Source organism: Leucobacter viscericola (assembly GCF_011299575.1).
GTDB classification, from domain to species: Bacteria; Actinomycetota; Actinomycetes; order Actinomycetales; family Microbacteriaceae; genus Leucobacter; species Leucobacter viscericola.
Genome location: NZ_CP049863.1, coordinates 1,276,754 through 1,294,200, shown reverse-complemented (window position 1 = coordinate 1,294,200; position 17,447 = coordinate 1,276,754). Strand labels below are relative to the sequence as shown.

Below are 17,447 nucleotides of genomic sequence, written 5' to 3'. Positions count from 1 at the left end.
AGCCGGAGATAGTTAGGGTGTAACAGTGAGTAAAGACCCACTTGAAGAACTGTTCGGACCGATTTCGGAGGAACCGAAACCGGTACCGGCCCGCGAGCGACTCTCTTACGAGCAGGCCGAGCGGGTGCGTACAGCTAAGATTCAAACCCCAAAAACTGATCGCGGATCGGGCGCAAAGCCCTGGATCATCGTCGGGGCTGTCGCTGTCGTTGCCATCATTCTGTCAATCGTCGTTGTGAACATGGCGCGTGGCGGTGGCGCGGATCCCAAACCGACAACCACCGCGGCCCCCACGACGACGAAGTCGCCGACCACGTCCACTCCAACGGAGACCTCAACTCCGACCGAGACGAAGAAGCCCGAGACGAAGCCGGCGAACCAGGTTCCGAATGTTGAGGTTGGCCTTACGAACAAGCTTGATATTCCAACCTGGGGAGTAACCTCGCAGTTGAGTCAGAAGTTCGGCTCAACGAGTTACGCCATTCCCGACAACGTGAACCTCACGCTCGACAGTCCCCTCATCAATTCACTCCCGGACTCCTGCAAGGCAATGCGCACGCAGTGGGGCGCCACTCGCGCCGAAGACGGCACGTACAAGATTGCCAAACCGGCGGAGAGTTGTGCTGCTGCACCGGAGCTCTACGACGAGCTATGGGGCCTCACTGATGCTTTTGTCAAGAGCTTCAAGCCTCTGTAAATAATCATTGGACGAATGTCGCAAGAAACAGCGATAGTTTCGACAGTTGTTTCAGTGAATCCACAGAGCTGATTACGGATTGGTTACAGCCGGAACAAACCCTTTCAGCTAGCTTCCAGGGTCGCTAAGGTCGGGGGTGTGGTGACGCACGGTTGATTTTCAACCGCGTCGCGCAAACAGACTGGAGGAACTCAATGAAGAAATTACTGCAGGCAGTCGCAATGGTTGGAGCGGGAGCACTGCTCCTTTCCGGTTGCGCATCGGGGGATAAAAGTGGCGACAACGGCGGGTCCGGATCCGGAAACGCCGTGACGATCGGCACGACTGAAACCGTAACCTCGCTCGACCCGGCTGGTGCCTACGACAACGGTTCTTGGCAGGTCATGACGAACGTGTATCCGTTCCTCATGAACAACCCCGTTGGCGAATCGACCGTGGCGCCGGACTCTGCTGAGTCAGCGGAGTTCACGCAGCCCACCGAATACACGGTGAAGCTGAAGAAGGGGCTCAAATTTGCCAACGGTAACGACCTGACCAGCTCGGATGTGAAGTTCACGTTCGACCGTCAGCTGAAGATCGCCGACCCCAATGGACCGTCGAGCTTGCTTGCGAACCTCGACAGTGTTGAGACCCCAGACGACCTCACTGTCGTCTTTAAGCTCAAGACCCCCAACGACCAGACCTTCCCGCAGGTGCTCTCGAGCCCGGTTGCGCCGATCGTCGATGAGGATTCGTTCCCGGCCGATGCCGTTGCGAGCGACGAAGACATCGTGAAGGCGAACCCGTTCGCTGGGCAGTACGCCATCACGAAGTACGACAAGGGCAACCTCATCGCGTTCAAGGCGTTTGACGGCTACGCGGGCATGTGGGGCGCACCCAAAACCGAGTCCGTGAACCAGAAGTACTTCGCGAACGAATCGAATCTGAGCCAGGCGATTGAGACAAAGGCCGTCGACGTGGCGTTCCGCAGCCTCTCCGCTACCGACGTCGAGAAGTTCGAGACGACCAAGGGGCTCCAGGTCATTAAGGGGCCGGGCGGCGAGATTCGCTACCTCGTGTTCAACTTCAACTCGATGCCGTTTGGTGCGACGACCGCCGATGCGGACCCCGCAAAGGCGCTCGCTGTTCGTCAGTCAATCGCGGACATCATTGACCGCGAGAAGATCTCGACGCAGGTCTTCAAGAACACCTACACGCCGCTCTACTCCTTCATCCCTGAGGGCCTGCTCGGCGCAAACGAAGCGCTGAAGGACCTGTACGGCAATGGCAAGGGTGGGCCCGATGTTGAGCGCGCTAAGAAGCGGCTCGCCGATGCGGGCGTGCAGACTCCGGTGAGCTTCCCGCTGCAGTACGCGGGTGAGCGCTACGGAGCCTCCTCAGCCGAGGAATACGCTCAGATCAAGTCGCAGCTTGAGGCTACCGGCCTCTTCAAGGTTGACCTTCAGTCGACCGAGTGGGGTCAGTACACGAAGGATCGTGTTGAAGATCTCTACCCTGTGCACCAGCTCGGCTGGTTCCCGGATTACTCGGATCCCGACAACTACCTGTCGCCGTTCTTCCTGCCGGACAACTTCCTTGTGAACCACTTTGAGAACAAGGAGATCACGGCGCTGATCGATAAGCAGCGTGTCACAGGCGACTCTGAAGAGCGCGCGAAGATCCTGGGCGAGATCCAGGACAAGCTCGCGGTTGAACTCTCAACCCTTCCGATGCTGCAGGGCTCGCAAGTTGCGGTCGCGGTTGACGGGGTCGAGGGCGTCACGCTTGACGCATCGTTCAAGCTCCGCTTCGGATTGATCACGAAGTAGCGGTTTTGATTGGCGGGCGAGCGCGGAATGTCGCGCTCGCCCGCTCGTCACCGTTCCTCCTGTTAACGGAGCACTCATGGTTATTACCGAAACCGACACGACCCCTGCCGCAATAGCGCGACAGCGCGGTGGTGGACTCGGTCGCTTTATTCTTTGGCGAGCCCTGCTCATCATTCCAACCGTCTTCATCCTGGTGACGATGGTCTTCCTGCTCATGCGCACCATGGGCAACCCGATTACCGCGTCTGTTGGGGATCGCCTGCCGCCGGATCAGCTCGCCGAGCGAGTTGCCGCAGCGGGATACGACCGACCGCTATTTGTGCAGTACTTCGAGTACCTCGGCCAGGTCTTCACGGGAAACTTTGGCGTCACGTTCAGTGACCGCCGCCCGGTCACTGAGGTTCTCACGACCTTTGGTGCCGCAACACTCGAACTCGCCATCTACACGATCATCGTTGCGCTGGTTGTCGGGATCCCACTCGGCATGCTTGCGGCCTACTACCGGGATCGCGGACCCGACGCCATCCTGCGTGTGTTCGCGATCTTCACCTACGCGACCCCCGTCTTTTTCTCCGGCCTGATCATGAAGCTCATCTTCGGTATCTGGCTGGGCTGGCTGCCGGTCTCTGGCAGAGCCTCGATTTCGACGGAGCTGGCGATCCAAACGCTGCCGGATCCTTCCGGGTTCTATCTGATCGACGCATTCCGCACGGGCAATATGGCAAACGTGGGTGACGTGCTGTTGCACGCGGTTCTGCCCGCGTTGACTCTCGGCATGATGACCGCGGGCGTGTTCCTGCGCCTCGTGCGCACCAACATGATCGGCACCCTGGGGCAGGAGTACGTTGACTCCGGCCGATCCCGCGGTATTCGCGAGTATCGCCTCGTCACGAAGCACGCGTACAAGCCGGCGCTGATCCCGATCATCACCGTGATCGGCCTGCAGATCGCGCTGCTCTTGAGTGGCGCGGTGCTGACCGAGACGACGTTCGAGTGGAAGGGCCTCGGCTTCCAGCTGGCGCACTACTTGAGCGCGCGAGACTTTGTTGCGGTGCAGGGCATTGTGGCGCTGCTTGCCGTGATTGTCGCGCTCAGCAACTTTGTGGTTGACGTGGTCGCCGCGCTTATCGATCCGCGAGTGAGGTATTGAGATGACTACTGAAGCGATTCTCACCGCCCCGCGCGTCGAGCGTGGCTGGCACTCCTGGCCGCTGATCAAGCAGATTCGGCAGAGCATCGGACTGCAGCGCGGCATGCTTGTCGCCGGCCTTGTGCTGGTGTTCATCTTTGTGGTGGTTGCGCTCTTCGCCCCGGTCTTGGCACCATACGGGTTCTCGGCGCTTTCGGGCCCAGACGGCGATTTCGGATCACTGCAGGCGCCCTCAGCGGCACACCCGTTCGGTACCACGATTGCTGGTTACGACGTGCTGTCGCGGGTGATCTGGGGTGCGCGCACCGCGTTCCTCGTGATTGCCATCGCGGTGATCAGCTCGATCTTCTTGGGATCGTTCCTCGGTTTGCTCTCGGGGTATCTCGGCGGCTGGCTGGATCGTGTGCTCGTGATGCTGGCGGACGCCATCTTCGCGTTCCCCTCGCTACTGCTCGCGATTGTGCTCTCGATCGTGATCTCGGGTGGCCAGTCGAGCCTGTGGGGTGGCATCTGGGCTGCGTCGCTGTCGATCACCGTGGTGTTCATTCCGCAGTACCTGCGAGTGGTGCGCTCGGAGGTGATCCGTGTGAAGGCGGAGGCCTACGTAGAATCCGCGCGGGTTGTCGGCGCGAGTCACCTGCGCATCATGTTCCGACACGTCATGCGCAACTCGACTCGGTCGCTGCCGCTCGTGTTCACCCTGAACGCTTCGGAAGCGATCCTGACTCTCGCTGGCCTCGGCTTCCTCGGGTTCGGGATCGAGCCCAACTCGGCCGCTGAGTGGGGCTACGACCTCAACAAGGCGATCGCCGACGTGACGAACGGCGTGTGGTGGACCAGCCTGTGGCCGGGCATCGCGATTGTGCTTGTGGTGATGGGGCTGACGCTCACGGGTGAGAGCCTGAACGATCTCTCCGATCCACGGCTGCGCAGCCGTCGCCGCGCAAAGGCAGGCAGCGGTGTGGTCGCGAACACCTCGATGCTCGAAACGATGGGTGTTGCCGGGCAGGATCCTGACCCGAATGTTAGTGCTGCTCAAGATGGGAGTGCACGATGACTAAAGTTCTCGATATTCAGAACCTTGAGGTGACGTTCGCGACGGATCACGGCGCGGTCAAGGCCGTCGACGGCGTATCGCTTTCGGTGCAGCCCGGTCGTGTGCTCGCGGTTGTTGGCGAGTCAGGATCGGGCAAGACGGTAACCGCCCGCACGATCCTGGGCCTGCTGCCCGAGACGGCGGTGTCGTCGGGTGCGGTTGTGCTCACCACCCGTGACGGTAGCGCCGAGAACAACGTGCTGCACCTCTCGAAAGATCAGCTGCGTCAGGTGCGCGGCCGTGACGTCGCGATGGTGTTTCAGGAGGCGTCAACCGCGCTGAACCCGGTGTTTACGATCGGGTGGCAGATTGCCGACGGACTGCGTGCGCACGAGAAGCTCTCAAAAAAGGAGGCCCGCGCGCGGGCAATCGAGATGCTGGAGCGAGTCGGCATCCCGGAGCCATCCGAGCGGGTCGACTACTACCCGCACCAGCTCTCGGGAGGCCAAAAGCAGCGCGTCATGATCGCGATGGCGCTTGCTCTGCGACCCGGCCTCATTGTCGCCGATGAGCCGACGACCGCGCTCGATGTGACCGTGCAGGCGGAGATCCTGGATCTGCTGCGCAAACTGCGCGACGAGTTTGGCACGGCGATCCTGCTCATCACCCACAACATGGGCGTCGTCGCGGACCTCGCCGACGATGTTGCCGTGATGTACCAGGGTGAGGTTGTTGAGCGAGCCTCTGCAGCCGAATTGTTTGCGAACCCGCGCGAGGAGTACACGCGGGAGCTGCTGGGATCGGTGTTGAATCTCGGTGGTGGCCGGATTCGGGCTGTTGGCCGTTCTGAGGTCGCGCCTGTTTTGGTTCAGGATCGTGCCCAGAGCGATGCGGTGGTGCTCGCCAAGGGGCTGCAGATTCAGTATCCGGGGCGCCTCGGCAAACCCGGGTTTATGGCCGTGCGCGGCGTGAGCTTCGAGATCCACGCCGGAGAGGTGTACGGCCTCGTGGGGGAGTCGGGATCTGGCAAGTCCACCATCGGTCGCGCGATTGCGGGACTGACACCCGCAACGGGTGGCTCGCTGCGGGTGCTCGGCCACGAGATGGTTGGGTTCAAAGAGCGGGCGTTTAGGCCCGCGCGCCGCGACATCGGGTTTGTGTTTCAGGATCCGGCTTCGAGCTTCAACCCTCTGCTGACCATCGCGGAGAACGTTGCCGAACCGCTGCTGGTGCACCGCCTGGCGCGCAACCTCGCTGGCGCTCAAAAGCGGGTCGACGAACTGCTCGAGTCAGTGCAGCTGCCGCGCGCGTACGGTGAGCGCTTTCCGCACGAGCTCTCCGGAGGTCAGCGGCAGCGTGCCTCGCTCGCTCGTGGGCTGGCGCTTGACCCGAAGTTGCTGATCGCCGACGAGCCGACCTCTGCCCTTGACGTGTCTGTGCAGGCCAAGGTGCTTGAACTGTTCACCGAGTTGCAGGCAGAGCTGGGTTTTGCGGCGCTGTTCATCACCCACGACCTCGCTGTGGTTGACGCACTCGCTGATCGGGTTGGTGTGCTGTACCACGGCGAACTCGTTGAGAGTGGAGTGGCAACCGAGGTGCTCAACAACCCGCAGGAGCCGTACACGCAGCGCCTGCTGGCGTCGCTGCCGGTTCCAGATCCGGCTCGCCAGGCGGAGCGTCGCGAGTTGGCACGTATGCTGCGGGGAGAGGAATAGGCTCAGGCCAAGCCGCTTGAGCCTCACCCCAGATTTTCGGGTCAGTTTCTGGTAGAAAAACTCGGTTTAGTACCAGAAACTGACCCGAAATCCGGAGGAAGATCTACTGGGCAGGACGACGCAGCAAGAGCATCAGCGAGACCGTGAGGAACAGCACGACGCTGACTGTCAGGATCGTGGCGGGCAGGATCTCGGTACTCGACAGTGCGAGACGCAGATTACCCTCCGGGTTTTCGGTCATCGGGCCAGACTGTAAGAGCTGCGCTGTCGTGGCCAGGAGACCGGGCAGCATGAATAGGTGAATGGCTGATGGTGTCCACCAGCGACGGGTTCGCAAAGTAACTCCTTACCGAAAGTGCGCGGCTCGCTATTGAGTGCTGCCGCGCGAACTGAGACGACTTTCGGCAGACCGCTCCATCCTGGGCGCAAAACGAGCTGCAATAGTGTGACGCTCAGTCTATCTGAGATCGCCATTTTTAGCCATGAACAGGAATTTTTATGGCTAGTGTTCCTCTACTTCGCGGGCGCGCCAAACAGTGCGGGCCAAAGCGCCACCGCGAGCGGGTAGGCGACGAAGCTGACGATATCGAGAATCCAGTGCGCAACAATGAGCGGCAGGCTGCGTCCCCAGCGATGGTAGGCCCAGCCGAACACGAGCCCCATCACAACGTTTCCGATGAAGCCGCCGAATCCCTGGTAGAGATGGTAACTGCCGCGCAGCAGGGCGCTGGTCACGACGGTAGCAGCCGGCCCGACGCCCAGGCGCTTCAGCCGCTCGAACAGGTAGGCGACCACGATGAGTTCTTCGCCGAGCGCTGCACGCAGTGCCTGCAGGATCAGCACGGGCACGGTCCACCAGTACGCGTCGAGTGCCGCGGGCACAACGGTGGTGTTGATCCCGATCCATTTAGCGAACAGGTAGAAGGCGATACCGGGGATCCCAATCGCGGCCGCGAGGATCACCCCGCCGCCGGTCTCCCGCAGCCACCAGAGTGGACTCGCGCCAACGGGCCGCCCGATCCCGAGCCGCCCCAAGTGCGGTCGGCTGCTGCGCCACAGCAGGAACACCACGAGCGCGACGGGAGCAAGGCCAAAAGCGAAGCCCAGCAGCTGGTAGATGAGATCGAATACCGGGCGTTCGTCGAGCGACTGGTTGATTGTTGCGGTCTGCGAAGAGAGCGTGGTCTCGCGAGTCAACCGCTCGATAATCGTCACGATGGCGTACACACCAGACGCCCCAAAGGACAACGCTAAGACAACCCCAATTTCCCAGCGAAGTCGAGTGCGTGTGGCCGATATGTTCACGCCCTCAGAGTACCGCGCGCAGTGTCGCTCAGTAGTGGGATTGCGCAGAGATATTTCAACCCGAGAGGCAATTTGTGGGAGGAGACCTACAGGCACGGTCACGAAGAAGTCACGAGCGGGTCACGAAGCTTACGAGAGTGCCAGCTCTCGATAGGCTGAGAGGGTAAGTACTCTGGATTCGCTTGCGAATAGATCCCCACAAAGGGCGATTTTGCGAGCGGGGGAATGTTCACGAAAGGAATACCTGTGAAGCGATCACGTATCGGCCTGGGCTTCATTGCTTTGGCTGCAGCAAGCGCATTGGTGCTGTCTGGCTGCTCATCGAGCGGAGGCGACAAGGGCGGCGATGCCAAGGGCGACAGCGCTGCAATCATCACTGTAAACGGCTCGGAGCCCGAGAGCGGCTTGATCCCTAGCGACACCAACGAGGTCGGCGGCGGTCGTATTCTCGACGTCATGTACGCGGGTCTGTACTACTACGACGCAAAGGGCAACCCGAAGCTCGACGCAGCAGAGTCGGTTGAGTCAACTGACTCCAAGGTCTTCACGATCAAGCTCAAGGCTGACCAGAAGTTCACCAACGGTGACCCGGTTGACGCTGAGTCGTTTGTTGCCGCATGGAACGACGCTGCGAAGTTCTCGAACGCTCGCAAGAACGCTTCCTGGTTCTCGAACATCGAGGGCTTTGATGACACCAAGGATGCAGAGCTCACCGGCCTCAAGGTCGTTGACGACACCACCTTCACCGTCACGCTGAAGAGTGCACAGTCGGACTTCCCGCTGCAGCTCGGTTACTCCTCGTTCTACCCGGTTCCCAAGTCAGCATTCGACGCTGACGGCAACATCACCAAGGACTACGGCCAGAACCCGATCGGCAACGGCCCCTACAAGGTCGCTGACAAGGGCTGGACCCACAAGGTCAAGATCGAAATGGTGAAGAACGACGACTACAAGGGGGATCGCGAAGCTAAGAACGGCGGCCTCTCGATCGTCTTCTACGACTCCTACGATGCTGCATACGCAGATCTGCTGGGTGGCAACCTCGACGTGCTGGATCAGATCCCTGATACCGCTTACGCCAACTACAAGGATGATCTGGGCGATCGTTGGATCAACCAGCCCGCCGCGATCTTCCAGTCCTTCACTATTCCCGAGCGCCTCGACCACTTCGCTGGCGAAGAGGGCCAGCTGCGTCGTGAAGCAATCTCGCGTGCAATCAACCGCCCGCAGATCACCGACAAGATCTTCGCTGACACTCGTACCCCCGCTGTTGACTGGTCTTCACCGGTTATCAACGGCTACAGCGACAGCCTCAAGGGCAAGGACGTACTGACCTACGATCCCGAGAAGGCCAAGGAGCTGTGGGCTAAGGCTGACGCTATCTCTCCGTGGACCGGCAAGTTCCAGATCGCGTACAACGCTGACGGTGGACACCAGGGTTGGGTCGACGCTGTGTCGAACGACCTGAAGAACACACTCGGCATTGACGCTTCAGGTGCTCCGAACCCGCTGTTCGGCGACTTCCGCCAGAGCATCACAGATCGCTCGATCCAGACCGCGTTCCGCTCGGGCTGGCAGGGTGACTACCCGGGTCTCAGCAACTTCCTGCTGCCGCTCTACAAGACCGGTGCCTCGTCGAACGACGGTGACTACTCCAGCGCCGACGTCGACAAGCTCCTCGACGAGGGTGTTGCTGCAAAGGACGTTGACGCAGCAAACGAGAAGTTCCACGCTGCAGAGGAGATCCTGTTCAAGGATCTGCCCGCGATTCCGCTCTGGTACCAGAACGCTGTTGCTGGTTACTCTGACGCCGTCAGCGGCGTAACCATCGGCTGGAACTCGGTGCCCCTCTACTACGAGATCACCAAGTAACACCAGCAGTGTTGAGACCCCGGGCCCACCGGCCCGGGGTCTCAATCACCTCCCGGCGAGCACTCGCAGGGAGGATTTTCATTGCGGATTTAAGGACATAGAGGTTCTTAACTTCGTTTCGCGCCACAATTGCGAGAGAATACGCTTCATGCTTACCACCACTGAGCGGAGGAGCGGCGAATGCTGAGATACGTCCTCTTCCGCATCCTCCAGGTCATCCCGGTTCTACTGGGAACGACCTTTTTGATCTACTTCATGGTCTTTTCGATGCCGGGCGACCCGATCCTCGCCCTCTTCGGAGACAAGCCTCCGAGCCCAGCTGTGCTCGAGGAAATTACCAAACAGTACAACCTCGATAAGCCGTTTATCGTTCAGTACTTCCTGTACCTCGGCGGCATCTTCACCGGAGACCTCGGCGTGACCTTCTCCGGTCAGCCGGTATCCGAGGTTTTGGCTCGGACCTTCCCGGTGACACTGCAACTAGCACTGATGGCGATCGTCATCGAGCTCGTGCTGGCTGTTTCGATCGGCCTGATCTCCGGTCTGCGCAAGGGCAAGCTCTTTGACAACGTGAGCCTCATCATCGGCCTCATCATGACGAGTGTGCCGATCTTTGTGCTCGCGTTTGTCGCCCAGTACTTCCTCGGCATTAAGTGGGGCATCTTCCGAACGACGGTCGGGCCGGGAGCTCCGATCCAAGACTTGATCATGCCCGCGATTGTGCTCGGTGTTTCGCTGTACGCAACCAGCATGCGGTTGACGCGTGCTTCGGTGATTGACACGCTGAACCAAGACTTCGTGCGCACGGCCTACGCAAAGGGCCTCAGCCGTAACCGCATCATTCCGGTGCACGTGCTTCGTAACTCGCTCATCCCAACCATTACGAACACCGCGACCAACTTCGGTGTGCTGATGGTGGGTGCGACGGTGACCGAGGCAATCTTCAACGTTCCCGGTGTTGGTAACACGCTCTTCAAGGCGATCCGCCTTGGCGAAAACACCACCGTGGTTTCGTTTGTGACGGTGATGGTACTCATCTACCTCTTCGTCAACCTCTTTATTGACCTGCTCTACGCGGTTCTCGACCCAAGGATCCGATATGCCTGAGAACACGAATCCTAGAAACGAGCACTTCGTTGCTCCGTTCGACGAGAATACCTTTACCGCCGCGGTTGACGTTCCGAAGCTCGACGAGCGCCGTTCCGGCCTGTGGATCGATGCTTGGCGCGACATCCGCAAGCGTCCGATGTTTTACATCTCGGTCACGCTCCTGCTCTTTGTGATCACTGCGGCGGTGTTCCCGAGTCTGTTCACACAGACCGATCCGCGACAGTGTGATCTTGCCATGAGCAACGTCGGGCCAGAGGCCGGGCACCCGCTCGGGTTCACTAAGCAGGGTTGTGACATCTACTCACGTATTGTCTACGGCACCTCAACGTCGGTATCGGTCGGCCTGATCGCAACGTTGCTTATCTTTGTGATCGGCACGATCATGGGCGCGATCGCGGGCTTCTTTGGTAAGTGGGTTGACGCGGTGCTGTCGCGAGTTGGCGACATCTTCTTCTCGATTCCTTACATCCTCGCGGCAGTGATCGTGATGAGCGTGCTCAAGGAGTACCGCAATATCTGGGTGATCTCCCTCGCTATTGGTCTCTTTGCGTGGGCCTCGAGCGCGCGCGTGTTGCGAGCGGAAGTCCTGCGAATCCGGCCGGCGGACTTTGTGACTGCCTCGACCGCTCAGGGCCTTGGCCCGTGGCGCACTCTGTGGCGTCACGTACTGCCAAACTCGATGGCACCGATGATCGTCGTTTCGACGCTCGCGCTGGCTGCCTCGATCGTGGCAGAAGCCGTGCTTTCGTTCCTGGGTGTTGGTTTGCCAACGCCGGAGTTCATCAGCTGGGGCAACGACATTAGTGCGGCACAGTCCGATCTGCGCACTTCTCCGGGAAACCTGATTTTCCCGTCCATCGCGCTTACGCTGACGGTGCTCGCCTTCATTCTGCTGGGCGAAGTTCTGCGTGACGCACTCGATCCGAAGGCGAGGGCACAGCGATGAGCGAGCAACAGCCACTACTGAGTGTGCGCGACCTGAAGGTCGCGTTCAAGGTCGGCAAGTCGATGAACGAGGTGCTTCACGGCATCAACTTCGACGTGTACCCCGGCGAGACCGTTGCAATCGTGGGGGAGTCGGGATCCGGCAAATCCACCACGATGCACGCCGTGATCAACCTGCTTCCGGGCACCGGCCACATCACCGAGGGATCCGTGAACTGGAACGGGCGCGAGCTCGTTGGCATTCACCGCCGCGACATGGAAACGATCCGCGGCCGCGAGATTGGTCTCGTGCCGCAGGATCCGATGTCGAACCTGAACCCGGTGTGGTCCATCGGGTTCCAGGTTGAAGAAGCCATCCGTGCCAACGGCCTCGCAAAGGGCCGCAAAGAGGTGCGCGAGCGTGCAATTGAGGTGCTCCAGCAGGCGGGCCTGCAAGACGCCGAAAAGCGCATGAAGCAGTTCCCTCACCAGTTCTCTGGCGGTATGAAGCAGCGTGCACTCATCGGCATTGGCCTCGCTGCTGACCCGCAACTACTTATTGCGGATGAGCCGACCTCGGCACTCGACGTCACCGTGCAGCGTGTGGTGCTCGATCACCTCGGCAAGATGACGAGCGAGCGCGGCACCGCAGTGGTGTTCATCACCCACGACCTCGGTCTCGCTGCAGAGCGTGCCGAGAAGCTGATCGTGATGTACAAGGGCAACATCGTGGAGTCTGGCCCAAGCCGCGAGATTCTGCAGCACCCGAAGCACCCGTACACGAAGCGACTGGTCGCTGCTGCGCCGAGCCTCGCCTCACGGCGTATCGGCTCGGATGCTGAGCTGCCACCCGCACCCACGGACGCGTTCGATCTCGCAGCGCTGGCTGAAGAGCAGCACCACGTGGTTGCTCACGGCGAGCCGATGATCGAGGTCAACGGTCTCGGCAAGGTCTACAAGATTCGCAAGGGAAACTTTGCCTCTGAAGACTTCCACGCCGTCACCGACGCCACCTTCACCGTGAAGCGCGGCGAAACGATGGCGCTTGTTGGTGAGTCAGGATCGGGCAAGTCCACCATCGCGAAGATGCTGCTGCAGCTCGAGAAGTCAACGAGCGGCTCGATCAAGATTGCCGGCCAAGAGATGGCGGGCATCTCGGGCAAGCGTCTGTTCGATCTGCGTCGTACGCTGCAGCCGGTGTTCCAAGATCCGTATGGTTCGCTGGATCCGCTGACCAACATCGGCAACACCATCATGGAGCCGCTCAACATTCACAAGGTTGGCGATCGCGCGAGCCGTCGCGAGCGCATGTACGAGCTGCTCGATCAGGTGTCGTTGCCGCGCGACATGGCGACCCGTTACCCGAACGAACTCTCGGGTGGCCAGCGCCAGCGCGTGGCCGTCGCTCGCGGACTCGCTCTGAAGCCCGACGTGCTGATCCTCGATGAGGCTGTGTCGGCGCTTGACGTGCTCGTGCAGGCCCAGATTCTGGATCTGCTCGCCGAGCTGCAGCGCGAGCTCGGGCTCACGTACCTGTTCATCACCCACGACCTCGCGGTCGTGCGACTGATCGCGGACCGCGTGTGTGTGATGCAGCGGGGCAAGATCGTTGAGCAGGCGACCGTGGAAGAGGTCTTCGAGAACCCGCAGCAGGAGTACACGAAGAACCTGCTCGCGGCGATTCCCGGGGCAAACATCGAACTGGGTGTGTAGCGCGAGCTACTACACCCGGCGTGCGTAGGCAATCGCGCCTGCGCACGCCAGCGTGGAGGCGGCGAGCACAAAGACTGCCATCGGCAGGGCCGTGTGCTCGCCCCACGCACCAACCAGCGGTGACGCGAGTCCGCCGATCGTAAACTGGGCTGCGCCGAGCAGCGCGGATCCGGCACCGCGCGAGTGCACCGCGAGTGTGAGCGCCAGCGCACTCGCGTTCGACATGATCAACCCGGTGCCGCCGGTGAGCGTGAACGCGCAGGCGATAAACGCCGGAATGCTGAGCGTGTTAGTCGACGCGAGCAGCGTCAGTGCAAGACCCGCGGCGAACGACAGGCCTGTGCCGAGCAGCAACATGCGCTGCGGCCGCACTCTGCCCGCGAGGCGGGCGTTGATCGAGTTGGCGAGGATCATCGCGCACGCACCAGAAGCGAACGCCAGTGCGTAGATGAACGGCGGCATGCCGAGGATCACCTGCCCGATGAACGGCGATGCGGCGATGTACGACATCATGCTGCCGAATCCCAGCCCGAAGACACACATCAGCAGCAGAAACTCGCGCGTGCGCAGCAGCACCCCGAAGCTTTGCAGCGCTGTGCGCAGGCCCGAGTTGCGGCGGGCCTCGGGCGGAAGTGACTCGGGCACAAACGCCGCAGCGAGGCCGAACATCGCGAGGGAGATCGCGGCGAGTGTGCCGAGCACCGTGCGCCAGTCTCCGAGCTGCAGGATCGAACCGCCGATGGGCGGGGCGATCAGCGGACCGAGACCCACAAACATGGCGATCAGGCTGATGGCGCGAATCGCGGCGGCACCCTCCGACAGATCAACCGCGATCGCACGCGAGACAACAACACCCGCGGCGCCCGCAATGCCCTGTAGCGCACGCAGCGCGATAAAGACGACAATGTTTGGCGAGAACACCATGAGCACACTCGCGAGTGCAAACACGCTGAGCGAGATAACGAGTACCGGGCGGCGCCCCAGCTGATCGGAGAGCGGGCCAAGAATGAGCTGGCCGATCCCCATTCCCAACAGGAACGAGGTGAGTGTCAGCTGCACCGAAGAAGCCGGGGCGCCCAGATCCCGAGCGATGTCTGTAAACGACGCAAGATAGAGGTCGGTTGCGAACGGGCCGATCGCCGCGAGGAACGAAAGTACGGCCAGGAGAGCGGGGGTGAGGCGCGGCCGAGCGGTCATCCTAATGATCATATGCGAAGTTCATGGTGGAGGTTCAGGTGAAATCCGCTAAACTGGTGCGTCGGCCTCTTTGGCGGCTCCGCGGGATGATCCCGCAGCGCGCCCGGCAACCCGCCGCGTCGGCGCTCCGTTCGTCTCGTTAGGACTCAACTTATATGGCTCTCGCCACACGCGAAGACCTCCGCAATGTCGCAATCGTCGCACACGTCGACCACGGCAAGACAACGCTCGTTGACGCCATGTTGCGCCAGACAAACTCGTTTGACGCGCACGCCGAGATGGACGATCGGGTCATGGACTCGAACGACCTCGAGCGTGAAAAGGGCATCACGATCCTGGCCAAGAACACGGCGATCACCTACGAGGGTGCACACGCTAAAAACGGCCCCATCATCATCAACGTTGTCGACACCCCGGGTCACGCTGACTTCGGTGGCGAGGTCGAGCGCGCGCTCTCGATGGTTGACGGTGTTGTGCTGCTCGTAGACTCCTCTGAGGGTCCGTTGCCGCAGACTCGCTTCGTGCTTCGTAAGGCACTTGAGGCAAAGCTTCCCGTGATCCTCGCGGTCAACAAGACTGACCGCCCCGACGGTCGCATCGAAGAGGTTGAGGGTGAGGCGCAGGATCTGCTGCTCGGCCTCGCGTCTGATCTCTCTGAGGATCACCCAGACATCGACATCGATGCCGTGCTTGATGTGCCGACCGTGTACCTCTCGGGCCGCGCAGGTGCTGCGAGCCACAACCGCCCGGAAAACGGCACGCTGCCCGACAACCCCGATCTGGAGCCGCTGTTCGAGACGATCCTCGACCGCGTGCCCGCCCCCAGCTTTGATGACGAGGCGCCTCTGCAGGCTCACGTCACGAACCTTGACTCCTCGCCGTTCCTCGGCCGTATCGCGCTGCTGCGCGTCCACAATGGCTGGATTCACAAGGGCGAGACCGTTGCCTGGGTGAAGCTGGACGGCAGTGTACAGAACGTGCGCATCACCGAGCTCATGCTGACCAAGGCGCTGACCCGCTTCCCGGCCGAGAAGGCTGGCCCCGGCGACATTGTTGCCATCGCGGGTATCGAAGACATCACCATTGGTGAGACCATCTGCGACGCCGAAGACATTCGCCCGCTGCCCGCGATCATGATCGACGAGCCGGCCATCTCGATGACCATCGGTGCGAACACTTCGCCGCTCGTCGGCAAGGTGAAGGGCCACAAGCTCACCGCGCGCATGATCAAGGATCGCCTTGACCGCGAGCTGATCGGTAACGTGTCGCTGCGTGTGCTCGATACCGAGCGCCCCGATGCTTGGGAAGTTCAGGGACGTGGCGAGCTTGCGCTCGCGATCCTCGTCGAGAACATGCGCCGTGAAGGCTTCGAGCTGACCGTGGGCAAGCCACAGGTTGTGACGAAGCAGGTTGACGGTAAGACCCACGAGCCTTACGAGCACCTCACGATCGATACGCCCGAGGAGCACCTCGGCGCGATCACCCAGTTGCTCGCGACCCGCAAGGGCCGCATGGAGAACATGGTGAACAACGGCACCGGCTGGGTGCGCATGGAGTTCATCGTGCCGTCGCGTGGTCTCATCGGCTTCCGCTCTGAGTTCATGACCACCACCCGCGGCACCGGCATCGCCAACGCGATCTCGCACGGCTACGACGTGTGGGCCGGCCCCATCGTCACCCGTAACAACGGCTCGATCGTTGCTGACCGCTCTGGTGTGGCCACACCGTTCTCGATCATCAACCTGCAGGAGCGCATGTCGTTCTTCGTGCAGCCCACCCAAGAGGTGTACGAGGGCATGGTCATCGGTGAGAACTCGCGTTCCGAAGACATGGACGTGAACATCACCAAGGAAAAGAAGCTCACCAACATGCGCTCCGCGAGCGCAGACAACTTCGAGTCGATGACGCCGCCGCGTCAGCTGACGCTCGAGGAGTGCCTCGAATTCGCCCGCGAGGACGAGTGCGTTGAGGTAACCCCCGAGGTTGTGCGCATTCGTAAGGTTGTGCTCGATTCCAGTGCGCGTGCGCGTACGGCTTCACGGGTCAAGAACCAGAAGTAACTTTTACCGGGCAGCATTCCCGGTTGGAGGCGTAGTATCTGAGCATGTCTCTGATCTACGCCTCCACTACTTTGCGCCCCTCGAAACTTGAGCTGCTCGCCGAGTGGCTGCCAACGCAAGCGTGGTTTGAGGGTGATGCCGCCCAGCTCGCTTCGGTCGGTGCGTATCGCTTCGATGATCCCGAGGGTGAGGTTGGGATCGAGGGGCACCTGCTGACCGCCGGATCTGACACGGTCTACCACGTGCCGCTCACGTACCGCGGTGCGGCGCTCGAAGACGGTGAGCCGTTTCTTGTCGGCACGATGGAGCACGGGGTGCTCGGTACGCGCTGGGTGAGTGACGCGACCGGCGATCCTGTGTATCGCTCGGCTCTTGCGGCCGCAATCGCGCAGGGCGGCCACGAGGCCACGCTCGAGACGGTGAATGCTGAGGGGCAGACTTCGGTTCGAGAAACGGCAACTCACGTTCGCGGTTCGGGATCAGAGGGCAGCCCCGTCCCGGAACTGTGGGCGGCCTCTGTGGAGGTGCTCGGGGAGCGGTGCGGGTTGAGGCCCCGCTCGCAACACTCGACGTGTTTCGGGTGCTTGACGCTGAGGCCGCACCTCTGGCGGGCTCCGAGGCGCTGTGGGCGACCTGGCCCGGGCAGCTTGAGCCCGTGATGCTCGCTGCGTTGACGGTGTAATCGCCCGGCACCGGTGCGGATAGCCCGCGGTTTTTTCTTTTGCCCCGGAAACCGATAGAGTTATGCTCGCGTGAAAACGCAATCGGGATGTGGCGCAGCTTGGTAGCGCACGTCGTTCGGGACGACGGGGTCGCAGGTTCAAATCCTGTCATCCCGACTGGAAACTCCCGGAAGCCAA

Annotated in this window: 14 protein-coding genes and 1 tRNA gene; 12 read left to right on the top strand and 3 right to left on the bottom strand. The window is 61.2% G+C overall.

Features of this window, described 5'->3' with window-relative positions; translation table 11 throughout:
• Nucleotides 1-25: 25 nt before the first annotated feature.
• The 5 genes from G7068_RS05930 to G7068_RS05910 all read left to right on the top strand — a co-directional run bounded on the left by G7068_RS05930 (nt 26) and on the right by G7068_RS05910 (nt 6,406).
• Nucleotides 26-697, top strand: a complete 672-nt coding sequence (locus tag G7068_RS05930) for a hypothetical protein (protein WP_166290199.1) — start codon at nt 26-28, stop codon at nt 695-697.
• Between the two features lie 194 nt (nt 698-891).
• A complete protein-coding gene (locus G7068_RS05925; protein WP_166290197.1) occupies nt 892-2,505 on the top strand; it encodes an ABC transporter substrate-binding protein in 1,614 nt (537 codons plus the stop codon).
• Between the two features lie 76 nt (nt 2,506-2,581).
• Nucleotides 2,582-3,655 carry an ABC transporter permease gene (locus G7068_RS05920; RefSeq protein WP_166290195.1) on the top strand — a complete coding sequence of 358 codons (1,074 nt, stop codon included), beginning with the start codon at nt 2,582-2,584 and terminating at the stop codon, nt 3,653-3,655.
• A 1-nt stretch (nt 3,656) separates the two neighbouring features.
• A complete protein-coding gene (locus G7068_RS05915; protein WP_166290193.1) occupies nt 3,657-4,712 on the top strand; it encodes an ABC transporter permease in 1,056 nt (351 codons plus the stop codon).
• The gene (locus G7068_RS05910; RefSeq protein WP_166290191.1) at nt 4,709-6,406 is read left to right on the top strand and encodes a dipeptide ABC transporter ATP-binding protein; all 1,698 of its coding nucleotides are present in this window, start codon (nt 4,709-4,711) and stop codon (nt 6,404-6,406) included. The genes G7068_RS05915 and G7068_RS05910 overlap by 4 nt, the downstream gene beginning before the upstream one ends.
• 103 nt (nt 6,407-6,509) lie before the next feature.
• Here G7068_RS05910 and G7068_RS05905 read toward each other — a convergent pair whose 3' ends face one another.
• A complete protein-coding gene (locus G7068_RS05905; protein ID WP_166290189.1) occupies nt 6,510-6,647 on the bottom strand; it encodes a hypothetical protein in 138 nt (45 codons plus the stop codon).
• Between the two features lie 272 nt (nt 6,648-6,919).
• Nucleotides 6,920-7,711 carry a CPBP family intramembrane glutamic endopeptidase gene (locus tag G7068_RS05900; protein WP_166290187.1) on the bottom strand — a complete coding sequence of 264 codons (792 nt, stop codon included), beginning with the start codon at nt 7,709-7,711 and terminating at the stop codon, nt 6,920-6,922.
• Nucleotides 7,712-7,957: 246 nt separating this feature from the next.
• Here G7068_RS05900 and G7068_RS05895 point away from each other — a divergent pair, with 246 nt between their 5' ends.
• The 4 genes from G7068_RS05895 to G7068_RS05880 all read left to right on the top strand — a co-directional run bounded on the left by G7068_RS05895 (nt 7,958) and on the right by G7068_RS05880 (nt 13,330).
• Entirely contained in the window at nt 7,958-9,583 is a 1,626-nt protein-coding gene (locus G7068_RS05895; RefSeq protein WP_205881362.1) for a peptide ABC transporter substrate-binding protein, read from the top strand.
• A gap of 180 nt (nt 9,584-9,763) precedes the next feature.
• Nucleotides 9,764-10,690 carry an ABC transporter permease gene (locus G7068_RS05890; RefSeq protein WP_166290183.1) on the top strand — a complete coding sequence of 309 codons (927 nt, stop codon included), beginning with the start codon at nt 9,764-9,766 and terminating at the stop codon, nt 10,688-10,690.
• Complete coding sequence (locus tag G7068_RS05885) at nt 10,683-11,639, top strand: ABC transporter permease (protein ID WP_166290181.1); 957 nt, start codon at nt 10,683-10,685, stop codon at nt 11,637-11,639. The genes G7068_RS05890 and G7068_RS05885 overlap by 8 nt, the downstream gene beginning before the upstream one ends.
• Nucleotides 11,636-13,330 (top strand): dipeptide ABC transporter ATP-binding protein, encoded by a 1,695-nt coding sequence (locus G7068_RS05880; RefSeq protein ID WP_166290179.1) that lies wholly within the window; start codon nt 11,636-11,638, stop codon nt 13,328-13,330. The genes G7068_RS05885 and G7068_RS05880 overlap by 4 nt, the downstream gene beginning before the upstream one ends.
• Nucleotides 13,331-13,339: 9 nt before the next feature.
• Here the strand turns inward: G7068_RS05880 and G7068_RS05875 are convergent, their stop codons facing one another.
• Nucleotides 13,340-14,527 (bottom strand): multidrug effflux MFS transporter, encoded by a 1,188-nt coding sequence (locus tag G7068_RS05875; RefSeq protein ID WP_244304725.1) that lies wholly within the window; start codon nt 14,525-14,527, stop codon nt 13,340-13,342.
• 155 nt (nt 14,528-14,682) lie between these two features.
• On the opposite strand from G7068_RS05875, the gene typA reads away from it, so the two are divergent.
• The 3 genes from typA (at nt 14,683) to G7068_RS05860 (ending at nt 17,426) form a co-directional block, all read left to right on the top strand.
• On the top strand, nt 14,683-16,587 hold the full coding sequence (gene typA / locus G7068_RS05870) for a translational GTPase TypA (protein ID WP_166290175.1): 1,905 nt from the start codon (nt 14,683-14,685) through the stop codon (nt 16,585-16,587).
• 44 nt (nt 16,588-16,631) lie between these two features.
• Nucleotides 16,632-17,246 (top strand): CG0192-related protein, encoded by a 615-nt coding sequence (locus tag G7068_RS05865; protein ID WP_166290173.1) that lies wholly within the window; start codon nt 16,632-16,634, stop codon nt 17,244-17,246.
• A gap of 106 nt (nt 17,247-17,352) precedes the next feature.
• Nucleotides 17,353-17,426: transfer RNA gene (locus G7068_RS05860), tRNA-Pro, on the top strand.
• Nucleotides 17,427-17,447 lie beyond the last annotated feature (21 nt).

Coding starts and splice junctions, on each gene's coding strand:
- typA (WP_166290175.1), top strand. CDS start 14,683: ATGGCTCTCGCCACACGCGAAGACCTCCGCAATGTCGCAATCGTCGCA.
- G7068_RS05905 (WP_166290189.1), bottom strand. CDS start 6,647: ATGACCGAAAACCCGGAGGGTAATCTGCGTCTCGCACTGTCGAGTACC.
- G7068_RS05925 (WP_166290197.1), top strand. CDS start 892: ATGAAGAAATTACTGCAGGCAGTCGCAATGGTTGGAGCGGGAGCACTG.
- G7068_RS05910 (WP_166290191.1), top strand. CDS start 4,709: ATGACTAAAGTTCTCGATATTCAGAACCTTGAGGTGACGTTCGCGACG.
- G7068_RS05885 (WP_166290181.1), top strand. CDS start 10,683: ATGCCTGAGAACACGAATCCTAGAAACGAGCACTTCGTTGCTCCGTTC.
- G7068_RS05920 (WP_166290195.1), top strand. CDS start 2,582: ATGGTTATTACCGAAACCGACACGACCCCTGCCGCAATAGCGCGACAG.
- G7068_RS05875 (WP_244304725.1), bottom strand. CDS start 14,527: ATGACCGCTCGGCCGCGCCTCACCCCCGCTCTCCTGGCCGTACTTTCG.
- G7068_RS05865 (WP_166290173.1), top strand. CDS start 16,632: ATGTCTCTGATCTACGCCTCCACTACTTTGCGCCCCTCGAAACTTGAG.
- G7068_RS05880 (WP_166290179.1), top strand. CDS start 11,636: ATGAGCGAGCAACAGCCACTACTGAGTGTGCGCGACCTGAAGGTCGCG.
- G7068_RS05890 (WP_166290183.1), top strand. CDS start 9,764: ATGCTGAGATACGTCCTCTTCCGCATCCTCCAGGTCATCCCGGTTCTA.
- G7068_RS05915 (WP_166290193.1), top strand. CDS start 3,657: ATGACTACTGAAGCGATTCTCACCGCCCCGCGCGTCGAGCGTGGCTGG.